The 26,441-nt window shown below is 57.2% G+C and carries 21 protein-coding genes; all 21 read left to right on the top strand.

Features of this window, described 5'->3' with window-relative positions:
* Positions 1-4 precede the first annotated feature (4 nt).
* The 21 genes from BN4275_RS14825 (at position 5) to rpsU (ending at position 26,388) form a co-directional block, all read left to right on the top strand.
* Complete coding sequence (locus BN4275_RS14825; protein ID WP_066459676.1) at positions 5-3,346, top strand: PD-(D/E)XK nuclease family protein; 3,342 nt, start codon at positions 5-7, stop codon at positions 3,344-3,346.
* Positions 3,339-6,905 carry a helicase-exonuclease AddAB subunit AddA gene (gene addA, locus BN4275_RS14820; RefSeq protein ID WP_066459675.1) on the top strand — a complete coding sequence of 1,189 codons (3,567 nt, stop codon included), beginning with the start codon at positions 3,339-3,341 and terminating at the stop codon, positions 6,903-6,905. Before BN4275_RS14825 ends, addA begins: the two co-directional genes overlap by 8 nt.
* Positions 6,906-7,018: 113 nt before the next feature.
* Positions 7,019-7,621 carry a translation initiation factor IF-3 gene (gene infC, locus BN4275_RS14815; protein WP_242863684.1) on the top strand — a complete coding sequence of 201 codons (603 nt, stop codon included), beginning with the start codon at positions 7,019-7,021 and terminating at the stop codon, positions 7,619-7,621.
* Positions 7,614-7,811, top strand: coding sequence for a 50S ribosomal protein L35 (gene rpmI, locus BN4275_RS14810; protein ID WP_066459672.1), 198 nt, complete (start codon positions 7,614-7,616; stop codon positions 7,809-7,811). The genes infC and rpmI overlap by 8 nt, the downstream gene beginning before the upstream one ends.
* Positions 7,812-7,838: 27 nt before the next feature.
* Complete coding sequence (rplT, locus tag BN4275_RS14805) at positions 7,839-8,192, top strand: 50S ribosomal protein L20 (protein WP_066459668.1); 354 nt, start codon at positions 7,839-7,841, stop codon at positions 8,190-8,192.
* 84 nt (positions 8,193-8,276) lie between these two features.
* Positions 8,277-9,077, top strand: coding sequence for a TrmH family RNA methyltransferase (locus BN4275_RS14800; protein ID WP_066459666.1), 801 nt, complete (start codon positions 8,277-8,279; stop codon positions 9,075-9,077).
* Between the two features lie 48 nt (positions 9,078-9,125).
* Positions 9,126-10,385, top strand: coding sequence for a DNA-processing protein DprA (gene dprA / locus BN4275_RS14795; protein WP_066459664.1), 1,260 nt, complete (start codon positions 9,126-9,128; stop codon positions 10,383-10,385).
* Positions 10,386-10,448: 63 nt separating this feature from the next.
* A complete protein-coding gene (topA, locus tag BN4275_RS14790; RefSeq protein WP_066459662.1) occupies positions 10,449-12,584 on the top strand; it encodes a type I DNA topoisomerase in 2,136 nt (711 codons plus the stop codon).
* Positions 12,581-13,885, top strand: coding sequence for a methylenetetrahydrofolate--tRNA-(uracil(54)-C(5))-methyltransferase (FADH(2)-oxidizing) TrmFO (gene trmFO, locus BN4275_RS14785; RefSeq protein WP_066459660.1), 1,305 nt, complete (start codon positions 12,581-12,583; stop codon positions 13,883-13,885). Before topA ends, trmFO begins: the two co-directional genes overlap by 4 nt.
* 14 nt (positions 13,886-13,899) lie before the next feature.
* Complete coding sequence (gene plsX / locus BN4275_RS14780) at positions 13,900-14,916, top strand: phosphate acyltransferase PlsX (protein ID WP_066459659.1); 1,017 nt, start codon at positions 13,900-13,902, stop codon at positions 14,914-14,916.
* A gap of 12 nt (positions 14,917-14,928) precedes the next feature.
* Positions 14,929-15,618 carry a ribonuclease III gene (gene rnc / locus BN4275_RS14775; RefSeq protein ID WP_066459658.1) on the top strand — a complete coding sequence of 230 codons (690 nt, stop codon included), beginning with the start codon at positions 14,929-14,931 and terminating at the stop codon, positions 15,616-15,618.
* Complete coding sequence (locus BN4275_RS14770) at positions 15,615-16,607, top strand: elongator complex protein 3 (protein WP_066459657.1); 993 nt, start codon at positions 15,615-15,617, stop codon at positions 16,605-16,607. The genes rnc and BN4275_RS14770 overlap by 4 nt, the downstream gene beginning before the upstream one ends.
* On the top strand, positions 16,604-20,179 hold the full coding sequence (smc, locus tag BN4275_RS14765) for a chromosome segregation protein SMC (protein WP_423230145.1): 3,576 nt from the start codon (positions 16,604-16,606) through the stop codon (positions 20,177-20,179). Before BN4275_RS14770 ends, smc begins: the two co-directional genes overlap by 4 nt.
* Before the next feature lie 23 nt (positions 20,180-20,202).
* Positions 20,203-21,138: a signal recognition particle-docking protein FtsY gene (gene ftsY, locus BN4275_RS14760; protein WP_066459653.1), complete on the top strand. Its 936-nt coding sequence runs from the start codon at positions 20,203-20,205 to the stop codon at positions 21,136-21,138.
* Positions 21,138-21,725, top strand: coding sequence for an RdgB/HAM1 family non-canonical purine NTP pyrophosphatase (gene rdgB, locus BN4275_RS14755; RefSeq protein WP_066459651.1), 588 nt, complete (start codon positions 21,138-21,140; stop codon positions 21,723-21,725). The genes ftsY and rdgB overlap by 1 nt, the downstream gene beginning before the upstream one ends.
* 29 nt (positions 21,726-21,754) lie before the next feature.
* A complete protein-coding gene (yhbY, locus tag BN4275_RS14750) occupies positions 21,755-22,045 on the top strand; it encodes a ribosome assembly RNA-binding protein YhbY (protein ID WP_066459649.1) in 291 nt (96 codons plus the stop codon).
* Positions 22,045-22,644, top strand: a complete 600-nt coding sequence (nadD, locus tag BN4275_RS14745; protein ID WP_066459647.1) for a nicotinate (nicotinamide) nucleotide adenylyltransferase — start codon at positions 22,045-22,047, stop codon at positions 22,642-22,644. The genes yhbY and nadD overlap by 1 nt, the downstream gene beginning before the upstream one ends.
* Positions 22,645-22,687: 43 nt before the next feature.
* Positions 22,688-23,254, top strand: coding sequence for a bis(5'-nucleosyl)-tetraphosphatase (symmetrical) YqeK (gene yqeK / locus BN4275_RS14740; RefSeq protein WP_066459645.1), 567 nt, complete (start codon positions 22,688-22,690; stop codon positions 23,252-23,254).
* 30 nt (positions 23,255-23,284) lie between these two features.
* The gene (rsfS, locus tag BN4275_RS14735; RefSeq protein ID WP_066459642.1) at positions 23,285-23,635 is read left to right on the top strand and encodes a ribosome silencing factor; all 351 of its coding nucleotides are present in this window, start codon (positions 23,285-23,287) and stop codon (positions 23,633-23,635) included.
* A gap of 45 nt (positions 23,636-23,680) precedes the next feature.
* The gene (leuS, locus tag BN4275_RS14730) at positions 23,681-26,086 is read left to right on the top strand and encodes a leucine--tRNA ligase (RefSeq protein ID WP_066459640.1); all 2,406 of its coding nucleotides are present in this window, start codon (positions 23,681-23,683) and stop codon (positions 26,084-26,086) included.
* 125 nt (positions 26,087-26,211) lie between these two features.
* A complete protein-coding gene (gene rpsU / locus BN4275_RS14725; protein ID WP_006875892.1) occupies positions 26,212-26,388 on the top strand; it encodes a 30S ribosomal protein S21 in 177 nt (58 codons plus the stop codon).
* Positions 26,389-26,441: the final 53 nt, after the last annotated feature.

Here is a 26,441-nt window from a genome sequence, read left to right as displayed (position 1 = left end):
ACGAATGCTGGATCTGATTCTTGGAATTGCCGGGACGGGCAAGACGACGCTGCTGCATGAGCGGATCGGGCAGGCTGTGAAAAATGGCAGGAAAGCGATTCTGATCGTGCCGGAACAGTATTCGTTTGAAAGCGAAAAGATGCTCTATCGCAGACTCGGCGCGAAGGATGCCCTATCTGTGGAGGTGCTCAGCTTTACACGCCTTTGCGACCGCATTTTCCGAGAGTTTGGAGGACTTGCGGGCGTTCATCTGGATGAAACGGCAAAATATCTGCTCATGAGCGTGGCGCTGGGGGAACTGCGGGACGGGCTGTCGGTTTACCGAAGGAACGCGGAAGACGCGGCGCTGGTCGCTTCGATGTGCGAAACCGTCAGTGAACTGAAAACCGCCGGCGTGGAACCGGAAATTTTGCGTGCGGTTGCGCGGGATGCTTCCGGGGGACTTTCGGACAAGCTCGGAGACATCGCGCTGATTTTTGAGACCTATCAGGCGCTCATTGAACAGGGTTACACCGACCCGGACGACAACCTGTGGCGCGCCTGCAAAAAACTGGAGGAACATCCGGACTTCCTGGAGGATTACGAAGTCTTTATCGATGGGTTTATGGCCTTTATGGGCGCGGAATGGAGGATGCTTGCGCTGCTGCTCGAGTTCTGCCCGCGTGTGACCGTGACGCTCACCTGCGAGGGGCCGCAGGCGCCGGGCGCCACGGGCGCACTCAGTGCGCCCGCGCGTACCGCGCACCGTTTGACCGAAATGGCCAAACGGTGCGGCGCCCGGGTTAGTCCGCCGGTCGTGATGCGGGAGCCGCACCGGTTTCAAAACCCCGCGTTGGCTGCCGTGGCGAGGGAATATCCGAAACTGCGGCCGGAGATATCTGCGGATACGCGGGATGTTTTTGCCATATCATGCGAAGACCTTTACGATGAGTTGGAGTATATTGCAGCGCAGATCGCTCTGCTTGTGCGGGAAAAAGGATACCGTTACCGGGATATTGTGGTGATTGGAAGGAGCCTTGAGCGGTATCTTGTACCGCTTGAAACGGTCTTTTCGCGGTATGATATCCCGTTTTTTGCCGACCAGCGGGAGGATATCCAGGTGTATCCCCTGGTGAGCGGCGTGCTTGGCGCGCTCGAAGCGGTGCGCGGGAACTTCTCCACCGACGCGGTGCTTTCGCTTGCAAAAAACTGCATCACCGGAGTGGATCAGGTGGACGCGGGACTTTTGGAAAATTACTGCTTCACCTGGGGAATCAGCGGATTTACCTGGGTTGCGGATTTTGTCAATAATCCGGATGGCATGGTGGAAGGCTTTACAGAGGAGCAGACTGCCGCGCTTTCCCGGATCAACGCGGCGCGTGAAAAATTGGCGGGACCGCTGCGCAAATTGATGAACCGGCTGGAAAATTGTGATGGACGTGGATTTGCGGGCGCGGTATTCCAATATCTTGCCGACTGCAAAGCGGCGGAGCACCTCCAGGAGAGCGCACAGGAGATGGATCTGGAGGAGCAGAAGCGCTTTTTGGAAACCGGCGCGCAGGTCTGGGATCTGTTGGTCGGGATTCTGGATGTGTTCGGAGGCGCGTTGGGCGGGACAAGCTTCAAGCTTTCGCGTTATATCGATCTTTTGCGCATGAGCCTCGCCGCTTCGGACATTGGCTCGCTGCCGCAGACGCTTGATCAGGTGATTGCCGGCACAGCGGACCGCATCCGGCCGAATGGTCCGCGCGCGGCCTTTATAATTGGGCTCAACGAGGGGGCGTTCCCGCTGTGGGACGCGCCTGGGGGCATCTTTTCCCCGGCGGAGCGCAACCTTCTCAAAGAGCGCGGCGTGGATCTTCTGCGTACGCCGGAGCAGTACGCCCTCTTTGAGCGTTACTTCGTCTATTTCGCCTTGACCCAGGCGTCTGAACGCCTTTATATGACCTGGCCGATGCGGGACACCGCGGGGGGCGCGCTCGCGCCGTCCGGCGCGCTCGCACAGCTGCGCGGAATCCTGGGGGACAAAATCTTCGGCGCGCCTTCTTTTTACGACGCGCTTGGGCGCGCCGTAAACGAAAAAACCGCGTTTGACGCGATGACCCGGTGCTGGCGGGAGGATTCCGTCCGGGAGGCGACGCTGAAGGCGTATTTTGCGGAGAACGCACCGCGGCGGATGGCGCAGCTCGAAAGCTGCAGCGGCGCGCGGGAGTTCGCCCTGTACGACCGCGCGGCGGCGCGGAGGCTCTTTGGACGTGAAATGCGCATTTCGCCGTCCAAGGTCGAGCGGTACTACAGCTGCCCGTTTTCGTATTTCTGCCAGGTGGGGCTGCGGCTCAACACCCGCCGCAAAGCGGAATTTAATCCGATCGAATCGGGCTCGCTCATCCACTTGGTGCTCGAAAAGATGGTGAAAAAACATGGCGGCAGGGGACTTTTCGTCCTTCCGGACGCGCAGCTGCGTGCGGAGATTTCCGAACTCATTGAAGCGGACCTCGGCGCGAAGATCCAGAATCTTGAAGAGATGCCCGCGCGCTTCAAATATCTCTTCCGGCGGCTGGTGAACACGCTTGTCCGGCTGCTCCGGCGGCTGGGGCTGGAGTTTTCGCAGAGCGAATTTGAGCCGGAAGCGTTCGAGCTGCCGATCAACCTGGATGCGCAGATAAAGCCGCTCGACCTGATCGCGGCGGATGGCACCAAGGTGATCGTCGAAGGGATCGTCGACCGCGTGGACGTTCTGCGGCGCGGGCAGAAACGATATGTGCGGGTGGTGGACTACAAGTCCGGCCGCAAGACCTTCAATCTGTCCGACGTCTATTACGGACTCAACCTGCAGATGCTGATCTACCTTTTTTCAATCTGTGAGAATCCTTTGCCGGACGGGGCGGAACCGGTCCCCGCGGGTGTGCTCTACATGCCCGCGCGGGACAGCGTGATTTCGGCCGGGCGGCATGCTTCCGACGAGGAAATACGCGCCGAGCAGCTCAAGCGGCTCAAGATGAACGGCATCCTGATTGAGGACAGGGAGGTCCTCTCCGCGATGGAGCCGGACCTTGCCGGGGTGTTCATCCCAGCAAAGGCCAAGAAAGACGGCAGCTTCGATGTACACAGCTCGCTTGCGAACCTCACGCAGATGGCACAGATCCGCAGGCAGGTTGAAAAGCTGCTCACTGAAATCTCCAGCGACCTGTACGGCGGGAAGATCGGCGCCAAACCAGCCGACGGACTGTCGGATTATTCGCCCTGCCTCTGGTGCGATTATCATGCGGTCTGCGGGCATGAGGAGGGGGACCCGGTACGAAAGCTCTGCGAGATTGACAAGGAGCGCATCTATGAACTGATGGGGAAGGAGGACTCCGATGGCTGAAAAACGCTGGACGCCCGAACAGCAGAATGCAATTTCGGCGCGCGGCGGGACAGTATTGGTATCGGCGGCCGCCGGCAGCGGCAAGACCGCTGTGCTGGTGGAACGGGTTGTGGGGCTGCTGCTCGACGAAGATCATCCCGTCGATGCCGACCGCCTGCTGGTCATGACCTTTTCGAATGCCGCCGCGCTCGAGATGAAACAGCGGATCATGGCGCGCGTTTCGGACATGCTTGCCGTTCATCCGGACGACGAACAGCTGCTGCGGCAGCAGCTGCTTTTGGGACGCGCGCAGATTGGGACGGTCCATTCCTTCTGTATCAGCCTCATCCGCGAAAACTTCCAGCTGCTCGGTATCTCGCCCAATTTGCGGGTAGCGGACGAAAAGGAGCTTGAAATCCTGCGGCGCGATTGCGCAAGCGGCACGGTCGAACGGTTCCACAGCGAACGCGGAGCGGCGTTTGCCGAGCTGGTCGAGCTGTTGAGCAGCGGACGCGACGACAGCAGGCTCTTCTCGACTTTATTTTCACTCTACGACTTTGTGCGGGCGCATCCGTTTTACCGCAACTGGCTTGACGAGAAGCTCGGCTATTACAGCCCGTCGGTTCGGGTGGCTGATTCAATCTGGGGTCAGGCGATCCTTTCCTACACGGCGGAGGCGTTCGATTACGCGATACAGCTGACCCGGCAGGCGCTTGGCATCATCACCACAGACGAAGCGATGGCCGCTGCCTATCTGGATGCATTTTCCCACGATCTGCTTCAGCTGGAACAGGCCGCCGCCATCGCGGCAAGGCGCGACTGGGACGGCGTCTGCGAAAAACTCGCCGCCTTTACCTTTGATAAGCTGCGGCCACTCAAAGGGGACAGCCCGCAGAAGGGAAGCGTCCAGGGCCTGCGCAGGGCGGTGAAGGGAATCGTCGACGGGCTTTCGAAGGGGCAGTTCTGCGCAACCGCCGCTGAGTTCGCGGAGGACATCGCATTTCTAAAGCCGATGGTGGAAATGCTGTTCGATCTCGTGAAGGAGTTTGACGACGATTTCACACGGCAAAAGCTCCAGCGCAACCTGATGGACTTTTCAGATATGGAACAGTACGCGATCGCTTTGCTCGTGCGCACGGTCGGAGCGGGATACGCCAAAACACCGCTCGCTGAGAACATTTCGGCGCTTTATGACGAGGTGCTGGTCGATGAGTTTCAGGATACCAACGAGGCGCAGGAAATCATTTTCCGTGCCGTCTCACGTGATGAAACAAACCTTTTCATGGTGGGCGACGTCAAGCAGAGCATTTACCGTTTCCGGCAGGCGATGCCGGAGCTGTTTCTTGAAAAGAAAAAGCGCTATGCGCCTTTTGACGGTGCGCATTTTCCGGCACGGATCACCCTTGGAAAGAATTTCCGCAGCGCGCCGGAGGTCATTGGCGGGATCAACTTCTTTTTCCGGCTGCTGATGAGCGAAAAAATCGGTGAACTTGATTATACTGATGAAGAAGCGCTTGTCCCGGGTGCGGTATTTCCGCCGGGCGTCCAGGAAGGCGTGTCACTCGAGCTGCTCGATGTCGGCGAATATGCTGGGGAGCGCGATAAATCGGCGGTAGAGGCGGGCTACGTGGCCGAACGGATCGCAGGGCTTTTGGAGGCCGGGACGCTTGTCTCGGACGGCAGCGGGCTGCGGAAAGTCCGGCCCGGAGACATCTGTATCCTGATGCGGTCGCCGTCCGGCAAGGCGCAGACCTATTTTGACGCGCTTACGAAGCTTGGTGTTCCGGTCTGGTCGGAACCAAAGAGCGGTTACCTGACCACAAAGGAAATCGCACCGGTGATTTCGCTTTTGCGGGTGATTGACAATCCGCTTTTGGATATTGACCTGGCCGCTGTAATGATGTCGGCGCTGTTCGGTTTTACAGCGGACGAAATGGCCGCTCTGCGCCTTGCGAAAAGGCGCGGGCCGCTCTATCTGGCGCTTGCCGCGCGCGCCGGCGAAGGAGACCTGCACTGCGTGGCGTTTCTTGAAACGCTTGCCCGCCTGCGGCAATTTGCCGCTGGCGCGACCGCCGACCAGGTGATCCGCAAGATTTATGAGCTGACCGATTACCTTGGCAAGGTACAGGTGATGCGTTTGGGCGAAACCCGCCGCGCGAACCTGCTGCTGCTTGTGCAGTACGCCTGCGATTACCACGCGAGCGGCTATAAGGGCCTTCCGGGCTTTGTGCGGTTCCTTGACCAGCTGCTCGAGCGGAAAAGTGACCTTGCTCCGGCCGCGAGCCTTTCCGAGCAGGCGGATGTGGTGCGGATTATGAGCATCCATCGTTCGAAAGGGCTGGAATTTCCGGTGGTATTCCTCTGCGACAGTGCAAAACGTTTTAATAAGGAGGATCTCTATGGGAATACCCTGCTGCATTCGCGGCTGGGTTTTGCCTGTGTACGCCGTGACTTCGAGCTGATGAAGCAGTTTACCACGGTACCGATGCAGGCGCTGCGGCTTGAGATTGAACGTTCATCCCTTTCGGAGGAGCTTCGGGTGCTCTATGTGGCGCTCACCCGGGCGAAGGAACGGCTGTACATCACCGGGACGGTTACGAAGGCAGAGGAAAAGCTTGCGGGGTACTGCGCGCCGCTCGAAGCGGACGGCAGGCTTTCGCCTTATCAGGTGCGGGCCGCGTCGAGCTATCTCGACTGGCTCCTGATGGCGGCGATACACCATCAGGACCTTTTGCCCGCGCTTGCTGAAATCGGCGTGGACGTGCAGACAGCGCCGGATGAAAGCCAGCTGAACCTGCGGATCGTGCCGGTGCTGGACGACCCGGATCAGGAAGCAAAAGCGGATGAGGCGGGGCAGGCCGCCCCTGACCCGCGGCTGCTTACCCTGCTGAAGGAGCGGATTGCGTACCGGTATCCGTTTGAGGCGCAGACGAGAATCCCGACCAAGATGGCGGTTTCACAGATTTCCAAAGGCGAAATGGCCAAAGCTTACCGCTTCGCCCGGCGCCCGGCCTTTTTGTCGGCGTCGGGACTTACCGGCGCGCAGATGGGAAATGCGCTGCATAAGTTTATGCAGTTCGCCGATTACGCCGCAGCTGCGAAGGACGCGCCTGCGGAGATTGAACGGATGGTGGAGAATGGATATCTCACCCGGCAGGAAGCCGATGCGGTCGATGCGGGCAAGCTGAACCGGTTCTTTTCCGGGACGCTGGCCGGGCGGATTTTCACGGCGGAGAAGGTCTACCGTGAGCTGCGCTTTCTGGCGGAAGTCGGCGAGGAGACACTTGGGGACTACACCGGCCTTTTCGACGGTGACAGCAGGACCGCCATCCAGGGCGTGGCCGACTGTGTTTTTATTGAGGGCGGGCAGGCGGTGATCGTCGACTATAAGAGCGATTATGTGAAGGAGCCACAGGAACTCATCGACCGGTATTATGGGCAGCTGGACCTTTACCGCAGGGTGCTCGGGGAAAGCCTGGGCGTGCCGGTGAAGGAATGCGTGCTCTATTCGTTCGCGCTCGGGCGGGAGATCCGGCTCGATTTCAAAAAACAGGGTGTTGACAGCGAAGAAATTCTATGATACAATCCTTTAGTAAACAAAGCAGAGCAGATTCTGTTCTCACCTCGCCGGTGATGTGCCGGCTGGTCAATACGGTTTTCCCGATGAGGGTAATTGTGTGACAATGAGCGTGGGTGGATTTTGCCTGCGCTCAGTTTTATTTTGTAAGAAAGGCTTTGGAGGTGTTTCGCATTAGCACTAAGGATTTGCTCATCAATGAGGAGATTAGGGACAAAGAAGTTCGTCTGGTCGGCACGGAGGGCGAGCAGCTGGGAATCGTTTCCCTGGCGGTGGCGCAGAACATGGCGATTGAAAAGAACCTTGACCTGGTGAAAATTGCTCCTCAGGCGGCCCCGCCGGTCTGCAAGATCATGGACTACGGCAAGTATAAATTCGAGCAGGCCAAACGCGAAAAAGAAGCAAGAAAAAATCAGAAGGTCATTGAAATCAAGGAGATCAGGCTCTCGTTGAACATCGATACCAACGATTTTAACACAAAAGTCAACCGTGCCATCAAGTTCCTTGAGGGCGGGGACAAGGTGAAAGCTGCTTTGCGTTTCAGAGGCCGTGAGATGGCGCATCCCGAGCTGGGCACGAACATTATGCAGCGGTTTACCGACGCCGTGGCTGCCGTGGGCAACGTGGAAAAACAGCCCAAGATGGAAGGCCGCAGCATGGTTATGTTTATTTCGCCAAAGCCGGCCACCAATATTAAGGGAGGAAACAAAAATGCCTAAGCTGAAGACTCATACCGGCGCAAAAAAGCGCTTCGGACTCACCAAAAATGGTAAAGTAAAGCGCGCCCGTGCTTACAAGTCCCATATCCTGACCAAGAAGGACACCAAGAGAGGCCGCCGTCTGCGCCAGGGCACCTACGCGGACAAGACCAATGCTCCGACCATTAAACTGCTCATTCCTTACAAATAATCGGAAAAATAACGGAGGTAAATAGATATGGCTCGTGTTAAGGGCGCAATGATGACGCGCAAAAGAAGAAAAAAGACTCTGAAGCTTGCCAAAGGTTATTTTGGCGCTAAGAGCAAGCTCTTTAAAATGGCCAAACAGCAGGTCATGAAATCCGGAAACTACGCTTTCATCGGCAGAAAACAGAAAAAGCGTGATTTCCGCCGCCTGTGGATCACCCGCATTTCCGCCGCCGCTCGCATCAACGGCATGAACTACAGCACGCTGATGAACGGCCTTAACAAGGCCGGTGTCGATCTCAACAGAAAGATGCTCTCCGAGATCGCCATCAACGATGCGGCCGCGTTCACTGCCCTGTGCGAAAAGGCGAAAGCAGCCCTTTAATAATCTTGCAGTATACGCCCGCGTCATTGACTGCGGGCGTATTTGTAATTTTATCCCTTTCTGATAAAAGGAGGATTTTGCCACATGGTGCTGCGGGAAATCACTTCGCGGGAGAATCCCGCGGTCAAGGAATATGTGCGGCTGGCCGGTTCGCGCAAGGCGCGCCGGGAAACCGGGCGTTTCGTCACCGAAGGGGTCAAGCTCACAGCGGAGGCGTTCAATGCGGGCTGTACGCCGCGGGCGGCGTATGTCACCGAAGAGGCGTTCAAGCGATATGATGTGTTGACGAAGCTTGCGGAAAAAGGCCTGGAGCTGGTTGGAATTTCATCTTCGGTGGCTGCGAAGCTGGCTCAGTCACCGAGCCCGCAGGGGGTATTCGGCGTATTTTCGATGCTTGACAACCAAACGCAACCTGTTAAAATAGGCAGTAACGGTAAATTTCTCCTGCTTTCATCCCTGCAGGATCCCGGAAACCTCGGCACGATCCTGCGTACCGCCGCCGCCTTTGGGGTGGACGGGGTATTTCTTTCGGACGACTGCCCGGATCTGTACAGCCTCAAGGTGCTGCGCGCGTCGATGGGCGGCGTGTTCAAGGTACCGTCTGCGGTGTGCGGCGATCTTGACGGTATTATCGCGGCGCTGCGGCAGGAGAAGGTGCCGGTTTGGGCCGCCGCGCTGTGTGAAGGGGCGGCGCCGGTTTCAAAGGCAAAGCTAGCCGGCGGCTGTGCCGTCGTCATCGGAAATGAGGGCAATGGACTGGCCAAAGAGATGATCGATCAGTGCGACGGGGCGGTGATCATTCCGATGCGGCCGGACAGCGAATCGCTCAATGCGGCAATGGCCGCGGGAATTCTGGTCTGGGAGATGACCCGGGACCGGCTTTGATCTAGCGATCAGGACAACAGGGAAAAGATATGACAGGAGGGGCCGAGCATGGCTGACCGCATTTACTGGATCTGGCTGCAGGAAGCGCTGGGGATCGGCAATGTCAAAGCGGATCGTGTGATCCGCGAAATCGGTTCGCCCGAAGCCCTATACCGCATGAGCGCGCGCGAGCTTTCCGCGACTGGAATTTTCGCGCCAAAGGAGATCGAAAAGATCAAAGCGACTACGCTGGAGCATGCGAAAGAGAACCTGCTGCGGGCGAAAAAGCACCAGTGTGCCGTCATTACACCGGATCATCCGGACTATCCCTCCAATCTGACAAATATCGACTGCATGCCGTGTGTATTATATGTACGCGGCGACCTTTCGGGAATCGACGGGGAACTTGTCATTACGATGGTCGGTACACGGGAAAGCGACCAATACGGCGAAACCTGTGCCGCAAAGCTTTCCTACGACCTTGCGGTCGCCGGATGCACGATCGCAAGCGGTCTGGCGGTCGGAATCGACTGTGCATGCCATGAAGGGGCGCTTCGCGCACAGGGCAGGACGATCGGGCTGCTTGCCTGCGGGATGGATATCGATTATCCGCAGGCGAGCCACGGACTGAAACGAAGCATCCTAGAGAATGGCGGTGTATTGATCTCCGAATTCCCGTTTGGGGAAGCGCCGCGCAGATATAATTTCCACATCCGCAACCGCCTGCTCTCCGGGATCGCATCCGGTGTGGTGGTTGTGCAGGCACCCGAACAGAGCGGAGCGCTCATCACCGCGAATCATGCGCTGCGGCAGAACCGGGACGTGTTCGCCGTGCCGGGCGGGATCTTCGATGCGAAGATGACCGGCTGTAACCGGCTGATCAAGGATGGCGCGAAGATTGTCGTGAATGTTTACAGCATTTTAGAGGAATATATAAACAAATTCCCTGAGAAGATGGACCCCAAATCGATTGTGCGGCGGCTGCGCGCTGTTTCAGCGCCGATGCAGACCCAGCAGGTAAATTTTCCACGCAAAATTGCGCGTCCGGCCGGGAGCGGCCGGGAGGAATTCCTGATGGTGGCGCAGGAAGCTGCCGCGCCGGTAAAACGGATTGTAAAAGCGGAGCTCGACGCGCGTGCGGTGTCCATGCCGGCGCAGCGGATCTATGAGCTGCTTGGGCGGGAGCCGGCGGATGGCGACTGGATCGTCGGCCGGACGGGATTTTCCGCGATGGAGTGCATGGTGGCGCTCACCGAGCTTGAACTGCAGGATCTTGTAAAAGTCCTGCCCGGCAAACGGTATGTGATCCGGGAGCCGGAATCAGATTGAAAGCAACTGCGAATTAACGCATGCGGATAAAGAGAATGATTCTCCAGAAAGGAATGGTTTTGTTTGTCAAACCTCGTAATTGTCGAGTCGCCTGCAAAGGCCAAGACAATCAAAAAATATCTGGGCAAGGATTTCGATGTCGTTGCCTCAATGGGACATGTGCGCGACCTGCCCAAAAGCAAGCTCGGCGTGGATGTCGAGCATGAGTTCTCGCCGATCTATGTCGATATCAAAGGCAAGGAGGACCTCATCAAGGATCTCAAAAAGAAAGCTAAAAAGAGCGAAACCATCTACCTCGCGACCGACCCTGACCGCGAAGGGGAGGCGATTTCCTGGCACCTGGCGCAGATGCTCGGCGTGGATCTGCACGAGCCGAACCGCGTGACCTTTAACGAGATCACCAAAACCGGCGTGAGATACGGCATGGATCATCCGCGCGAGATCGATGAAAAACTGGTCGATGCGCAGCAGGCCCGCCGTATCCTGGACCGGATCGTTGGCTATAAGCTCAGCCCGTTCCTTTGGCGCAAAGTGCGAAAGGGGCTTTCGGCTGGACGCGTTCAGTCGGTGGCGGTACGCATTATCGTCGACCGAGAAGAGGAGATCCGCGCTTTCAAACAGCAGGAATACTGGAGTATCGACGCGAAGCTTGCCGCGAAGGGTTATGCAAAGAAGCCGTTTCCATCGAAGCTCTACTCAATCGGGGGCAAAAAACTCGATCTGACCGCCATCCCTGATGAAGAAGCCGCGAGGAAAATCGTAGCGGCGCTCGAAGGCGCGGAATATACTGTCGCCGGCGTCAAAAAAGGTGTGCGCAAGAAATCCCCGTCGCCGCCGTTTATCACTTCGACCCTTCAGCAGGAGGCTTCCCGCCGCCTTGGTTACCAGTCCCGCCGCACGATGAAGATCGCGCAGGAACTTTACGAAGGCGTTGAAATTGAAGATCTCGGCCCGGTTGGCCTCATTACCTACATGCGTACCGACAGCCTGCGCATCTCGAACGAGGCCGCCGAGGCCGCTGAAAACTATATCGTCGGCAAATACGGCAAGGAATACCTGCCGGGTACCCGCCGCGTATTCAAGACCAAGAAGAACGCGCAGGACGCGCATGAGGCGATCCGCCCGTCCGATCCCGCGATCACCCCGGACAGCATCAAAAAGAGCCTGACCGCCGAGCAGTATAAACTCTACAAGCTCATCTGGGAGCGCTTCATCGCAAGTCAGATGGCAAATTCCCTGCTTGACACGGTAGCGGTCGACATTAGCGCGGGCGAATACCTCTTCAAGGCTTCCGGCTTCACTGTGAAATTCGACGGCTTTACCGTCCTTTACGAGGACAGCAAGGACGACGATGAGGAAGGTTCCGCGGCGCTCCCGCCGCTCGCGGTTGGGGATATTCTGAATCTCAAGGAGCTCTCCCCGAATCAGCACTTCACCCAGCCTCCCGCCCGCTACACCGAGGCGTCGCTTATCAAGGCGCTTGAGGAAAATGGGATCGGCCGTCCGAGTACCTATGCCCCGACCATCACAACCATCCTGGCGCGCAACTATGTTGAACGGGAAGGAAAAGCGCTTAAGCCGACCGCACTGGGCGAGGTGACGACCAAGTTGATGGAGGAGCAGTTTTCCAATATCGTCGACGTGACCTTCACCGCAAATATGGAGAAGGAGCTTGACGAGGTGGAGGAAGGCAAGGCCGACTATGTCGGGATGCTTTCCAAGTTTTACGGGCCTTTTATTGAAACGCTGGAAACGGCTGAAAAGAATATGGATGGAACCCGCGTCAAGGTGCCGGACGAGGAAACCGACGTGGTTTGTGAGCTTTGCGGCCGCAAAATGGTCATTAAGATCGGCCGCTTTGGAAAATTTTTGGCATGTCCGGGCTTCCCGGAATGCCGCAACACCAAGAAAATTGTCAAGGAAACCGGGGGGCTCTGCCCGGTCTGTGGAGGAAAGGTGCTTGCGAAGAAATCCAAAAACGGCAAGGGCTATTACGGCTGTGAACACAATCCCCAATGTCAGTTCATGACCTGGGATAAGCCGCTCGAGGAGAAATGCCCGAAATGCGGCGCGACCCTGTTCCAAAAAACCGGACGCGGCGCAATGATCCACTGCCTGAAGGAAGACTGCGATTATGCGCGGCCTGTCAAGGGCAAAGGTGAAGGTGAAGAAAAAACCGCAAAGGACGCGGAAGAATGACCGTCCGGGTGGTCGGCGCGGGGCTCGCGGGATGTGAAGCGGCGTGGGCGCTCGCAAATGAAGGCATCGAGGTGCGGCTTTATGAGATGAAGCCGCAGAAATATTCCCCGGCGCACCATAATCCCAGCTTCGCTGAACTGGTCTGCTCGAACTCACTCAAGGCGCAGCGGATCGGTTCTGCCGCCGGGATGCTGAAAGAGGAAATGCGTTTATTAGGCTCGCTGGTCGTCGACTGCGCTCTGAAAACAAGCGTGGCGGCGGGCGGCGCGCTTGCCGTTGACAGGGATGCGTTTTCGGCCTTGGTGACCGAAAAAATCCTGGCGCACGAAAAGATTGAGGTCGTGCATGGGGAAGTGACCGAAATCCCGGACGACGGTTATACAATTGTCGCGACCGGCCCGCTTACCTCCGACACGCTCGCAAAACAGATTGAGGCACTCTGCGGCGGTTCGCTCAGCTTCTTCGATGCCGCCGCTCCGATTGTGACCTTTCAGTCGGTCGATATGGAGAAGGCGTTTTTTGCCGCGCGCTATGAGCGCGGGGACGACGACTATATCAATTGTCCGTTCAGCAAAGAGGAATATGAAACTTTTTATGAGGCGCTGCGTACGGCTGAAAGCGCCGAGCTGCATGCCTTTGACCGGCCGGAAAAACATGTCTATGAAGGCTGCATGCCGATCGAAATCATGGCGAAGCGCGGCGCGGACACCATCCGTTACGGCCCGCTCAAGCCGGTGGGGCTGCGCGACCCGCGCACCGGCCACCGTCCATGGGCGGTGGTGCAGCTGCGGCGGGAAAACCGTGACGGGACGCTCTACAATCTGGTAGGCTTCCAGACAAATCTCAAATTTGGGGAGCAGAAGCGGGTCTTTTCGATGATCCCGGGGCTTGAGAACGCTGAATTTGTGCGGTATGGGGTGATGCACCGCAACACCTTCATCGATTCGCCGCGTCTGCTCGACAGGACGTTCCGGCTGCGGAGAAATGGGAAAATCTATTTTGCCGGGCAGATAACCGGCGTGGAAGGGTATATTGAGTCCGCAATGTCGGGCATACTTGCAGGGAAGCACCTTGCCAGGATACTTCTGGGGAAACCAGAGCTTATTTTGCCGCGCGACTGCATGTGCGGTGCGCTTTCGCACTACATCAGCGACGAAAGCGTCGTGGATTTCCAGCCGATGGGCTGCAATATGGGAATCCTGCCGCCCGCGGAAACACGCATCAAGGACAAGCAGCAGCGGTACCTGACCGTGGCTGAACGGGGGCTTTTACATCTGAAAACGGTATTGGAATCGGAATAAGGGAGGAAAATGACATGCGGATTATTGTGGATGTGTTTGGAGGCGACCATGCGCCGATCGAAATTCTCAAAGGCTGCGCCATGGCGGTGCAGGAATACGGCGTGGATATCCTTGCTGTCGGCAATGAGCGGGTGATCCGGGACGAAGCGGCTAAGAACGGCATTTCGCTTGACCGGATTTCGATCACGAACGTCGAGAAGGTCATCCCGGTCGAGGTGGACCCGGCCGAGGTGGTCAAGTCTTACGACGACTGCACGATGGCGGTCGGGCTCAAGATGCTTGCGAGCGGAGAAGGAGACGCATTTGTGAGTGCCGGAAGCACCGGTGCGGTTGTCGTGGGCGCCTCGGTGCTTGTCAAGCGGATCAAAGGGATCAAACGCGCGGCGCTCGCGACAGTCATCCCAAACGCAAACGGCTGTTACATGCTGATCGACATTGGCGCAAACAAAGAATGCCGCCCGGAAATGCTCACCCAGTTCGGCATCATGGGCAGCATCTACATGGAAAACATCATCGGGGTGAAACACCCAAGGGTCGGCACCGTGAACATCGGTTCGGAGGATTCCAAAGGCCTTGACCTGCAGAAGGAGGCGAATGAGCAGCTCCAGCATGCGCCGATTAACTTCATCGGCAACGTTGAACCGCGCTACCTGCCGCAGGGCTGCTGCGACGTGGCAATCTGCGACGGCTTCACCGGAAATGTCATCCTGAAACTGACAGAAGGGCTTGCGAAGTGGTTCTCGAACGAACTCAAGGGGATCTTCATGGCCAGCGGAAAGACCAAGATGGGATATCTGCTTGTGAAGGACGGTGTAAACGGCTTCAAAAACAAAATGGATTACAAAGAATACGGCGGCGCGCCGCTCATGGGTATCACAAAGCCGGTGATCAAGGCGCACGGCAGTTCGGATGCGCGCGCGTTCAAAAACGCGATCCACCAGGCGATGAACTACACCGAACGCGGCGTGGTTACGCAGATCGAGCATTCACTGGCCGAGCTGAAAAACCGGATGCCGCGGGATGGGCAGTGAGAGGGGATACAGATGGAAAACAACTTGAAGATTGCCGCGCTCGAGGAGCGGATCGGCTACACCTTCCAGGCGAAAAAATATTTGGACATCGCGCTGACCCATTCCTCCTACGCGAACGAGGTCAAGAAGAATCTTTCGAGCAATGAGCGGCAGGAGTTTTTGGGGGATGCGGTGCTTTCAATCATCGTGTCAGAATACCTTTTCAATACCTTCCATCTTGCGGAAGGCGATCTCACCAAACTGCGCGCGGCGATGGTCTGCGAAAAATCCCTCTGCGAATTCGCGGAGGAGATCCAGCTTGGAGATTACCTCAAACTCGGCCGCGGCGAGGAGATGATGGGCGGACGCACCCGGCCATCGATTCTGGCCGACGCGTTTGAGGCGCTGCTTGCCGCGGTTTACCTCGATGGAGGAATCGAGCCCGCCCGCAAGTTCGTGCTTGGGTTTGTGGTCGATTTGCTTGAGAACAAAAATCAGTTCGCCTTCAACGACTACAAGACGATGCTGCAGGAGATCATCCAGAAGAATCCGGAAGAAAAGCTTTCCTATATGCTGGTGGAGGAGTCCGGCCCGGATCACAACAAGAAGTTTGTGGTCGAAGTGCACCTCAACAGCAACGTGATCGGCAAAGGCTCCGGCGGCAGTAAAAAGAGCGCTGAACAGGCGGCTGCGAAGGAAGCGCTCAAACTGATGGGCCAATGAAGCATGCGAACCTTTCAATTTTTGTGCCGCATGCGGGCTGTCCGCACCGGTGCAGCTTCTGCAACCAGAAAAGCATCTCCGGCGCTGCGGATTGTCCATCCGGCGGCGATGTAATCGCGCTTTGTGAAGCCCAGGCGGCGCGGATGCAGAACCGCGAAGGCGAGATCGCTTTTTTCGGCGGGAGCTTCACTGCGATCGATCGGGAATACAGGACGGAGCTGCTTGAAGCGGCGGCTCCGTTTGTACATAACGGGATGTTCCGGGGAATCCGTATTTCGACCCGGCCGGACTGCATCGATCCGGAAACCCTCGCAGTTTTGAAGTCCTATGGCGTGACCGCCATTGAGCTTGGCGCGCAGAGTATGGACGACAAGGTACTGCGTGAAAACGGGCGCGGGCACACCGCGTGGGATGTGGAACATGCCGCGCGGCTTATTTTGGAAGGCGGATTTGCGCTTGGGCTGCAGATGATGACCGGCCTTTGGGGCGCGGACGATGAGAGCGATCTCACGACGGCGCAGCGGCTCGCGGCGCTTGGTCCGCAGACGGTGCGGGTATATCCGACGCTTGTGATGGAGGGGACGCGGCTCGCGCGTCTTTACCGGAACGGATATTATCGCCCGCAGACGTTTGAAGGAGCGGTTGTGCTCGGAGCGCGTCTGCTGGAATATTTTACGGAACGGGGAATCCGTGTGATCCGCATGGGCCTGCATGCGGAAGGTACGCTTGAAGCGGGGCTGCTCGCCGGGCCGTATCATCCGGCCTTCCGCGAACTTTGCGAGGGAAGGCTTCTCCAGAATCGGATCAGAGGTCTGCTTGAGGGAAAAGCGCCGGGAAATTTCATTTTGCGCACCGCGCCGCGGAACGTTTCAAAAATTATGGGACATGGCGCGTGCGGCATTGTGCAACTGCGGGAATTGGGGTATAATATAAGACTAAGACAAGACGCGGCAATGACAGGTTTAACGTTAGAGATAGAGGATGTGTGAATTTGCGTTTTCGCTCATTGGAAATTCAGGGCTTCAAGTCCTTTCCCGATAAAACAAAGCTTACCTTCAACGATGGGATCACCGCTGTTGTTGGGCCGAATGGAAGCGGAAAAAGCAATATTGCCGACGCGGTCCGCTGGGTTCTGGGCGAACAGTCCTCAAAGACGCTGCGCGGCGGCAAAATGGAGGATGTGATCTTCGGGGGTACCCAGGCACGCAAGCCACAGGGCTACGCGCATGTGCAGATCACCATCGACAACTCCGACCGGGCGCTTCCCTATGAAAACGATCTGGTTACGATTTCACGGAAACTCTACCGTTCGGGCGAGAGCGAATACCGCATCAACCAGAACAGCGTTCGTCTCAAGGACATTTACGAACTTTTTATGGATACCGGCCTTGGCCGGGACGGCTATTCGATCATCGGGCAGGGCAAGATTGCCGAAATCGTCTCTGCCAAAAGCACCCAGCGCCGGGAAATTTTTGAGGAGGCCGCGGGCATCTCAAAATACCGTTATCGCAAGGCGGAGGCGCAGCGCAGACTCGAAGGTGCGGAAGAAAATCTTTTGCGCCTTCGGGATATTCTTTTGGAACTCGAAAGCCGGGTCGAACCGCTGCGCGTCCAGTCGGAGAAGGCTGCGCAGTTTCTTGAATATGCTGCTGAGAAAAAGACGCTTGAAATTTCGCTGTGGGTGCTCACGCTGGAGCGCTCGAAGCAGGTTCTGCGCGAGCAGGAGGACAAAATTCTGCTCTGCAAAACTGAACACGATGAAATCCAGGCGGAGATCGATGGGATTGAGAAATCGATCAACCACCTTTTTGCGCAGATGCAGGAGCTCGCCGTACAGATTGATGAACGCCGCCAGAAAACCCGCGAAATCGAAGATCTGTCCGCGAAAAACGGCGCCGATATCGCGGTCATGCGTAATGACATCGCCCATAACGAGTCCTCGATCCAGCGCATTGAAGCGGAGCTCACGCAGTCGGGTGCGTCGGACAGTGACCTCGATGAAAAAATTCGTACATATGAGGACGGGATCGCGCAGAAAGAGGACGCGTTGAACGACCTTCACGCCGGGCAGCAAAAGACACAGGAGGAGATCGACGCGTTTAGCGCCCGCCGCACCGAATGCGCGGGGCGGATCGATGCGCTCAAAGAGCGGCGATACGCGCTTTCCCAGAGCATCAACGAGGTGAAGCTCTCTTCCGCGTCGAGCGGTTCGCTTATCGACGAAACGATTGAGCGGCTTGCCTCAATTAAAGATAATGCGCTGGTGCGCGACGAAAATCTCATCCGCGTTCAGAAAGAACAGGCGGACTGTACCGAGCTGCTCGCGGAGATAGCGGACAATATCCAGTCGCTGCAAAACGCCCAGAAAGGTTACCAGCTCAAGCTGGAAAGTCGGCAGAAAAAGATGGATTCTCTTGCGGCCAACCGCCGTGAGTACGAGGACAAAGCGCGGGAGCGCCTGCAAAAAGCACAGCTGCTGTTCAACATGGAAAACAGTATGGAAGGTTTTTCGCAGAGCGTCAAATACATCATGGCGCAGGCCGGAAAAGGGGCGCTGCACGACATCTACGGACCGGTTTCCCGGCTCATCACGGTGGCGGACGAGCATGCGCTCGCCATTGAGATCGCGCTCGGCGCCGCGATGCAGAATATTGCCGTTAAGGACGAAGCGGTTGCCAAACGTGCAATCGGCATGTTGAAGGAATCCCGTTCCGGACGGGCCACTTTCCTGCCCGTTTCCACTGTAAAGGGAAACAGACTTACAGAGGGCTGGCTTGACACGGCGGACGGTTTTGTCGGTGTGGCCGCCGGACTGGTCCGGTATGAAGAACGTTTCGCAGGCATTATCAACCAGCTTTTGGGAAGAATTGTAATTGTGCGGGATCTCGACTGCGCGACCGCGATTGCCAAACGCGCGGGCTACAAGTTCCGCATTGTCACGCTTGACGGGCAGGTTGTCAACGCGGGCGGTTCGATGACCGGCGGTTACGCGGCAAAAAGCGCGGGCATCCTGAGCCGTGCGAAGGAGATCGACGCGCTGAAAGCCGAGGCGAAGGGCCTGCAGGAACAGATGGCCAGGCTCGACGGGGAACTCAAGGCGCTGCAGGCGGAAGCCGCTGAACTGCGCGCGGTCGCGGCTGGTATTGACGGTGAGCTGAAAACCGCGCAGGAGGACAAAATCCGGTACGAGTCAGAGAAAAAGCGGCTCGACCTTGCCTATGAGGAAGCGGTCCGGGTCAAAGAACAGGCCGCGCTCGAATATGACCAGCTGACCGCGCGGCTCGAGGAGCTCAAAGGCCAGAATGTCTCGAACTCCGAATTGCTCGGCGACCTCACCCGCCAGATGGAGGAGGTCGTGGGCAATCTCGCGCGGCTGGGAAGCCAGCGCGACGACTGCCAGTCCCGCGTGGAGGAAGCCGCGAACCGCTTTTCCGAAGGGAAGGTGCGGGAGGCCGCGCTTGAAAATGAAATCGCCGGCATCCGGCAGATGATCGCGCAGCTTGTCAGCCAGAAAGAAAATCAGGCGGCGCACACCGCCGAACTCGAACGCCAGAAAGCGGAACATGCCGCCGAAATCGAGGCGATTGGCGAAAGGATCGCCGGGGCCGAGGCGCAGCGGGAGACCTACGCGCGGCAGGCCGAGGCGCTGAACGCCGAAATCCGAGAGATGGCCGCGCGGCGAAACGAGAGCGAAGCGCAGTCCTCCCGGCTGCGCGCGGGTGAGAAGGAAATCCTTGCCAGGCGCGAAACGGCAGCGCGGGAATTGGCGCGGCTCGAAGAGAAAAAGACCGCCCTGCAGAGCGAGTATGACGGGATCATATCACGGCTGTGGGACGAATACGAAATCACCCGTTCGCAGGCCTCCGAGGCCGCGCAGCCGGTGGAGGACCCAGCGAAGGCGCAGCGCCGGCTTGGGGAGCTCAAAAGTAAAATCAAGGCGCTCGGCAGCGTCAACATTGCGGCGGTCGAGGAATATAAAGAGGTGTCCGAGCGGTATACTTTCCTAAAGGCCCAGGTCGAGGACGTGGAAAAATCCCGCGCCGAGCTTGGAAAGCTCATCAACGATCTCACCCGGGATATGCAGAATATCTTTGCGGAAAACTTCCAGAAGATCGCAGGGCATTTCGCAAAGATCTTCACCGAGCTGTTCGGCGGCGGCAGGGCGGAGCTCGCGCTCACCGACCCCGCGAACATTCTCGATTCCGGTATTGAAATCTATGTGCAGCCGCCGGGCAAGATCATCAAAAACCTCGCGGCGCTTTCGGGCGGCGAGCAGGCGTTCGTCGCGATCGCAATCTACTTTGCGATCCTCAAGGTTCGCCCGTCGCCGTTCTGCCTGCTCGATGAGATCGAAGCGGCGCTCGATGACGTCAACGTCGTCAAATATGCGCAGTATCTGCGAACGATGTGCCATAAAACCCAGTTCATCACCATCACACACCGCCGCGGCACCATGGAGGAAGCGGATGTCCTTTACGGCGTGACCATGCAGGAGGAGGGCGTTTCGAAGCTTCTGGAACTCAATGTCAGCGAGGTTGAGCAGAAACTGGGCATCAAGTAAACCAATACTACTGGAGGAACACAATGGGATTTTTCGGGAAACTGGCCGAAGGCTTAAAAAAAACGCGGGACTCGATGACCAAAGCGATGGACGACCTGCTCAGTTCGTTTGGCAAGATCGATGAGGAGCTCTATGAGGAGCTGGAGGAAACGCTGATCATGTCGGACGTTGGAATCCGCACCGCGCAGGCGATCGTCGGGCAGCTGCGTGAAGAGGTGAAAAAGCGCGGCGTTTCGGACGCCTCCGAAGTGAAGGGGCTTATCAAGGAGATTGTGACCGGCATGCTCGAAGGCGGGCAGGAGCTTCGGATCTCAACCCGGCCGTCGGTCATCCTGGTGATCGGCGTGAACGGCGTGGGCAAGACCACCACCATCGGAAAGCTCGCGGCGAACCTCAAGGCGGACGGAAAGAAGGTGCTGCTCGGCGCGGCGGATACCTTCCGCGCGGCGGCGATCGAACAGCTTGAAATCTGGGCCGAACGTTCCGGCGTTGATCTGGTCAAACAGGCGGAGGGCTCCGACCCAGCGGCGGTCGTGTTCGACGCGATCACGGCGGGCAAGGCGCGCGGCGCGGACGTGGTTATCTGCGACACGGCCGGAAGGCTTCATAACAAAAAAAACCTCATGGATGAGCTCTCGAAAATCTCCCGCGTGATCCAGCGTGAAGCACCCGGCTGCGACACCGAGGTGCTGCTCGTGCTCGATGCGACCACCGGGCAAAACGCGCTCAACCAGGCGCGCCAGTTCAAGGAAGCTGCCGGGATCACCGGTATCATCCTCACCAAGCTTGACGGTACCGCGCGCGGAGGCGTGGTCATCGGCATTAAACAGGAATTGCAGGTTCCGATCAAATATATCGGCGTGGGCGAACAGATCGACGATCTGCGCCCGTTTGACGCAAAGGATTTTGTCGACGCCCTCTTTTCGGGCGAACAGGATGAACCGGAGGAGGAAAGCTGATGCAGGTGATCGTTGCGACCGGCAACAAAGGCAAATTGTGTGAATTCGAGCGGATCTTCGCGCCGCTTGGGATTTCTGTGGTTGCACAGGGGGAGGTCTGTCCGGGCCTTCAGGTGGAGGAAACCGGGACAACCTTTGCGGAAAACGCCTTTCTTAAGGCGCAGGCGGTGCATGAGCGCACCGGGAAGGCCGCCGTGGCGGATGATTCCGGACTCTGTGTCGATGCGCTCGACGGGCGCCCAGGCGTTTATTCGGCGCGATATGGGGGCGAAGAGATGCCTTATCCTGAAAAAATGGAGAAACTGGTCGAAGAACTCGGCTGCCTGCCGGTCGATTACCGCACCGCGAAGTTTGTGGCGCACATCTGTTTTATCGATGCTGACGGGACCCGCATCGATGTGGAGGGGGTTTGCCCGGGCTACATCGGCGCGGAACCGAAAGGGGAGAACGGCTTCGGATTTGATCCGATCTTTATGGTGGGGGACCGTAGCTTCGCAGAACTTTCCGACAGTGAAAAGGATCGGATTTCCCATCGCGGCAAAGCATTGCGGGAGCTGGCGGAAAGACTGAAAGAACATCTGAAATGACCAAATGACAATATTAGGAGAATGAATCTATGTTAAGCAGTAAACAGCGCGCGAAGCTGCGCGGCCTCGCAAACCCGATCGATACCATCTTGCAGGTGGGAAAAGGCGGCGTGGCCGACGCGCTCGTAAAACAGGTGGACGACGCGCTCACCGCGCGGGAACTCATCAAGATGCGGGTGCTCGAAACTTCTCCCGAACCGGTGCGGGAGATTGCAACACGGCTTGCGGAGGCGACCAGCTCCGAAGTGGTACAGGTGATCGGCACAAAATTCGTGCTCTTTCGCAGGAACCAGAAGAAACCGGTCATCGAGCTTGACTGATGCGCACCGGGATCTTCGGCGGGACCTTCAACCCGGTGCACAGCGGGCACGTCCTTTTGGCGCAGACCTACATTGCCGCGCTTTCGCTTGAACGGATGCTCGTCATCCCAACACGCATCCCGCCGCACAAAACCGGCGAAAGCCTTATTCCCGGGGAAAACCGGCTCGAAATGTGCAGGCTTGCCTTTATGCAAAACCCGGTCTGCGAGGTGAGCGATATCGAGCTGCGGCGGCCGGACAAAAGCTACACGGTCGACACGCTCGAAAAATTGCACCGGGATTTCCCCAACGACGAATTTTACCTCATTATGGGAAGCGATATGTTTCTGACCTTCACCGAATGGCGACGCTGGCAGCGGATTTCCGAACTGGCGGTTGTCTGCGTGGGCGCGCGGGAAAAGAACCTGCGTCCGGCGCTGGAGGGGCAGTCGCGCCTGCTTTGCGGGTACGGCGTGCGGTGCCGGATCATCGATCTTGATCCGATGCCTATCTCCTCCACCGAGGTGCGCGCGATGGCAAAGCGCGGCGAGCCGCTCGATGCGGTGGTGCCGCCCGCTGTCGCCGGTTATATTGCGGAAAACCGGCTGTACCAGGGCTGAGCAATAACAGGACAAAGAAATATGACAAAATGGGGTGGCAGTTTTGGAATATGATTTGGAAAAGTTGGAAAGCCTAGCAAGAAAGAACCTCTCGGCGAAACGGTTTTATCATACCCAGTGCGTCGTCCGGCGGGCGGAAGAGCTTGCGGAGCGGTACGGCTGCGACATTGGGAAAGCGCGTGTTGCGGGCTGGCTGCACGATATCTGCAAGGAGCTCCCGCGCGGCGAGCAGTTGCAATGGCTTACAAAGTTTGGTATAATCCTAGACAGTGTGCAGCTGGGACAGCCAAAGACCTGGCACGGGATGGCCGCGTGCGGCTATATGAAACTGGAGCTTGGGATCGACGACCCGGAGATTCTTCACGCCGTGCGCTACCACACGACCGCATGCGGAGAAATGACCGTCTTCGACGAGGTGATCTATCTGGCCGACCTCACCAGCGCGGAACGGGATTATCCTGACATCGACACGATGCGCAAGCTTGCCGACACCGCCACCGGTCCGGCAATGAAATATGCGATGTGCTATGCGCTGGGCGATCTGGTCATCCGGGAACAGGGGATCAGCCGCGACAGCTTTGAAGCGTATAATTATTATCTCAGGTATTGAGAAATCCTGTAAAATATGGAGGTGAAGTGAATGACGTCGATCGGGATGGTCGAAAAAATTGCAGAAATCCTGAACAGCAAAAAGGCAAAGGATATCACAGCGATAGAAATCAGGGAACTTACCACGATCGGGGACTACTTTGTCATTGCGTCGGGCGGATCGAATGCCCAGGTCAAGGCGCTTTCCGACGCGGTGGAGGAAGGGCTGAGCGCGCTTGGGTTCGAGCCGCGCAAGATCGAAGGCTACCAGTCCGCGATGTGGATCGTACTGGATTACTACGACGTGATTGTTCATATATTCTATGAAAAGACCCGTGAGTTCTATGCGCTGGAGCGCCTGTGGGCGGATGCGCCGAAAGTCGCGCTCGAACTGAAAGACTGACTAATTTTGCACGCCGCGAGGCGTTTGCATCAGGGAGTGTACAAATTGAAGTACGATTTTGCAGCAATTGAAAAGAAATGGCAGGACAAATGGGACGAGCTCGATACCTTTGCGGCCACCGACGACTACTCCAAGCCGAAGTATTACGCGCTTGTCGAGTTCCCGTATCCGTCGGGCCAGGGCCTGCATGTCGGCCATCCCCGTTCTTATACGGCGCTGGACATCGTCGCGCGTAAACGCCGTTTTGAAGGCTACAACGTCCTTTACCCAATGGGCTGGGACGCGTTTGGCCTGCCCACCGAGAACTACGCCATCAAAAACCACATCCATCCGGAAAAGGTCACCCATGATAATGTCCAGCGGTTCAAAAGCCAGCTTAAAAGCCTGGGTCTTTCGTTCGACTGGAACCGGGAGATCAATACCACCGACCCAAATTACTACAAGTGGACCCAGTGGATCTTCCTGCAGCTTTTTAAACATGGGCTTGCGTATAAAAAGGAGATGTCGGTCAACTGGTGCACCGGCTGCAAGGTCGTTCTCGCAAACGAAGAGGTGGTCGGCGGCGTCTGCGAACGCTGCGGCAGCGAAGTCGTCCATAAAGTAAAGAGCCAGTGGATGCTCAAAATCACCGAATACGCCCAGCGGCTGATCGACGATCTTGACACGGTCGATTATATCGACCGTGTCAAGATCTCCCAGAAAAACTGGATCGGCCGGTCAACCGGCGCGCAGGTCGACTTCGGCACCACCGCTGGGGATCTGCTCACCGTCTTTACCACCCGCCCGGATACCTTGTTCGGCGCGACCTACATGGTCATCTCCCCGGAGCACCCGTACATTGAAAAGTGGGCGGACAGGATCAAAAATATGGACGCGGTGCGCGCTTACCAGCAGGAAGCCGCCCGCAAATCCGATTTTGAACGCACCGAGCTTGCAAAGGACAAGACCGGCGTCAAGCTAGAGGGAGTAAATGGGATCAATCCGGTAAATAATACTGAAATCCCGATCTTTATTTCGGACTATGTCCTGATGAGCTATGGCACCGGAGCCATCATGGCGGTCCCGGCGCACGACACCCGCGACTGGGATTTCGCCAAGAAATTTGACCTGCCGATCATCGAAGTCGTCAAAGGCGGAAATGTACAGGAAGAAGCCTTTACAGATTGTGAAACCGGTGTGATGGTCAATTCCGGCATGCTGGACGGCCTTTCCGTGGAAGACGCGAAGAAAAAAATTACCGAATGGCTTGCGGAAAACGGCAAAGGCGAACCGAAGGTCAACTACAAACTGCGCGACTGGGTGTTCTCCCGTCAGCGTTACTGGGGCGAGCCGATCCCGATTATCCACTGCAATCACTGCGGCTATGTCCCGCTCGACGAGAGCGAGCTGCCGCTGCGGCTGCCGGAGGTAGAAAGCTACGAGCCGACCGGCGACGGTGATTCTCCGCTTGCCGCGATGGACAGCTGGGTCAATGTGAAATGCCCGAAGTGCGGCGCTCCAGCCAAGCGCGAGACCGATACCATGCCCCAGTGGGCGGGTTCCTCCTGGTATTTCCTGCGCTACTGCGACCCGCATAACGACAAGGCGATCGCTTCAAAGGAAGCGCTCGATTACTGGATGCCCGTTGATTGGTATAACGGCGGCATGGAGCATACAACCCTGCACCTGCTGTATTCCCGCTTCTGGCACAAGTTCCTCTATGATATCGGCGTAGTCAGCACGCCGGAACCCTATCAGAAGCGCACCAGCCATGGTATGATCCTTGGTGAAAACGGGGAGAAAATGAGTAAATCCCGCGGCAACGTGGTGAACCCGGACGACATCATTAAGGAGTTTGGCGCGGACACCCTGCGACTTTACGAGATGTTCATCGGCGATTTTGAGAAAAGCGCGCCGTGGTCCCAGAATTCGATCAAGGGCTGCAAGCGTTTCCTGGAGCGCATCTACGGGCTGCTTGAGATCCTGAAGGGCGGCGACAGCTATTCGCCGGAGCTCGAAAGCAGCTTCCATAAGACGATCAAGAAGGTCTCGGAGGACATTGAAGCGCTCAAATTCAACACGGCAATCGCCGCGATGATGAGCCTGCTCAACGAAATCTGCGATCATGGCTCGGTCAATCACGCGGAGCTGAAAACGCTGCTGCTGCTCTTAAATCCGTTCGCACCGCACCTCACTGAGGAAATGTGGGAAGAAGCGGGCTTTGGCGGCATGCTGAACGGGCAGAGATGGCCGGCCTATGACCCGGCAAAATGCAGGGACGCGCAGGTGGAGATCGTGGTGCAGGTCTGCGGCAAGATCAAAGCGCGCATCATGGTGGACGCTGACGCGGATGAATCCGCGCTTCTTGCGGCGGCGAAAGCCTGCCCGGAAATCCAGGCTGCAATCGAAGGAAAAAATATCGTGAAAGAGATTGTGGTCAAGGGAAAATTAGTTAACATTGTGGCGAAATAGTTACATTTCGGTATCCTTCCAGTAAATGGCTTGACAAGTTGCTGATCCGCATTGTATAATGAATGCTGTTATCCATTTACTTTGGATATAACTCCGGCCTAGCGGCGTGGGGAGGGAATAGGTAAATGTCAGAAATCAGAATCAAGGACAACGAGTCTTTGGACAGCGCTCTGCGTAGGTTTAAACGTTCTTGCGCACGCTCCGGCGTTCTCGCTGAGGTTCGCAAAAGAGAACACTATGAGAAGCCTTCTGTCAAGCGCAAAAAGAAGTCTGAGGCTGCTCGGAAACGCAAATTCAAATAATAATTGAATGACGTATGTGGAACAGGCGGGGCAGCGATGCTCCGCCTGTTTTG

Origin of the sequence: Anaerotruncus rubiinfantis (assembly GCF_900078395.1) — a bacterium.
Taxonomy (GTDB): domain Bacteria; phylum Bacillota; class Clostridia; order Oscillospirales; family Ruminococcaceae; genus Anaerotruncus; species Anaerotruncus rubiinfantis.
This window is presented reverse-complemented; position numbering and strand designations above follow the sequence as displayed.

Bases quoted from the DNA above. Each gene is read 5' to 3' on its own strand.
- yhbY (WP_066459649.1), top strand. From the start codon at position 21,755: ATGTTAAGCAGTAAACAGCGCGCGAAGCTGCGCGGCCTCGCAAACCCG.
- nadD (WP_066459647.1), top strand. From the start codon at position 22,045: ATGCGCACCGGGATCTTCGGCGGGACCTTCAACCCGGTGCACAGCGGG.
- plsX (WP_066459659.1), top strand. From the start codon at position 13,900: ATGCGGATTATTGTGGATGTGTTTGGAGGCGACCATGCGCCGATCGAA.
- rpsU (WP_006875892.1), top strand. From the start codon at position 26,212: ATGTCAGAAATCAGAATCAAGGACAACGAGTCTTTGGACAGCGCTCTG.
- BN4275_RS14825 (WP_066459676.1), top strand. From the start codon at position 5: ATGCTGGATCTGATTCTTGGAATTGCCGGGACGGGCAAGACGACGCTG.
- rnc (WP_066459658.1), top strand. From the start codon at position 14,929: ATGGAAAACAACTTGAAGATTGCCGCGCTCGAGGAGCGGATCGGCTAC.
- rpmI (WP_066459672.1), top strand. From the start codon at position 7,614: ATGCCTAAGCTGAAGACTCATACCGGCGCAAAAAAGCGCTTCGGACTC.
- trmFO (WP_066459660.1), top strand. From the start codon at position 12,581: ATGACCGTCCGGGTGGTCGGCGCGGGGCTCGCGGGATGTGAAGCGGCG.
- BN4275_RS14800 (WP_066459666.1), top strand. From the start codon at position 8,277: ATGGTGCTGCGGGAAATCACTTCGCGGGAGAATCCCGCGGTCAAGGAA.
- rdgB (WP_066459651.1), top strand. From the start codon at position 21,138: ATGCAGGTGATCGTTGCGACCGGCAACAAAGGCAAATTGTGTGAATTC.
- rsfS (WP_066459642.1), top strand. From the start codon at position 23,285: ATGACGTCGATCGGGATGGTCGAAAAAATTGCAGAAATCCTGAACAGC.
- dprA (WP_066459664.1), top strand. From the start codon at position 9,126: ATGGCTGACCGCATTTACTGGATCTGGCTGCAGGAAGCGCTGGGGATC.
- addA (WP_066459675.1), top strand. From the start codon at position 3,339: ATGGCTGAAAAACGCTGGACGCCCGAACAGCAGAATGCAATTTCGGCG.
- ftsY (WP_066459653.1), top strand. From the start codon at position 20,203: ATGGGATTTTTCGGGAAACTGGCCGAAGGCTTAAAAAAAACGCGGGAC.
- rplT (WP_066459668.1), top strand. From the start codon at position 7,839: ATGGCTCGTGTTAAGGGCGCAATGATGACGCGCAAAAGAAGAAAAAAG.
- BN4275_RS14770 (WP_066459657.1), top strand. From the start codon at position 15,615: ATGAAGCATGCGAACCTTTCAATTTTTGTGCCGCATGCGGGCTGTCCG.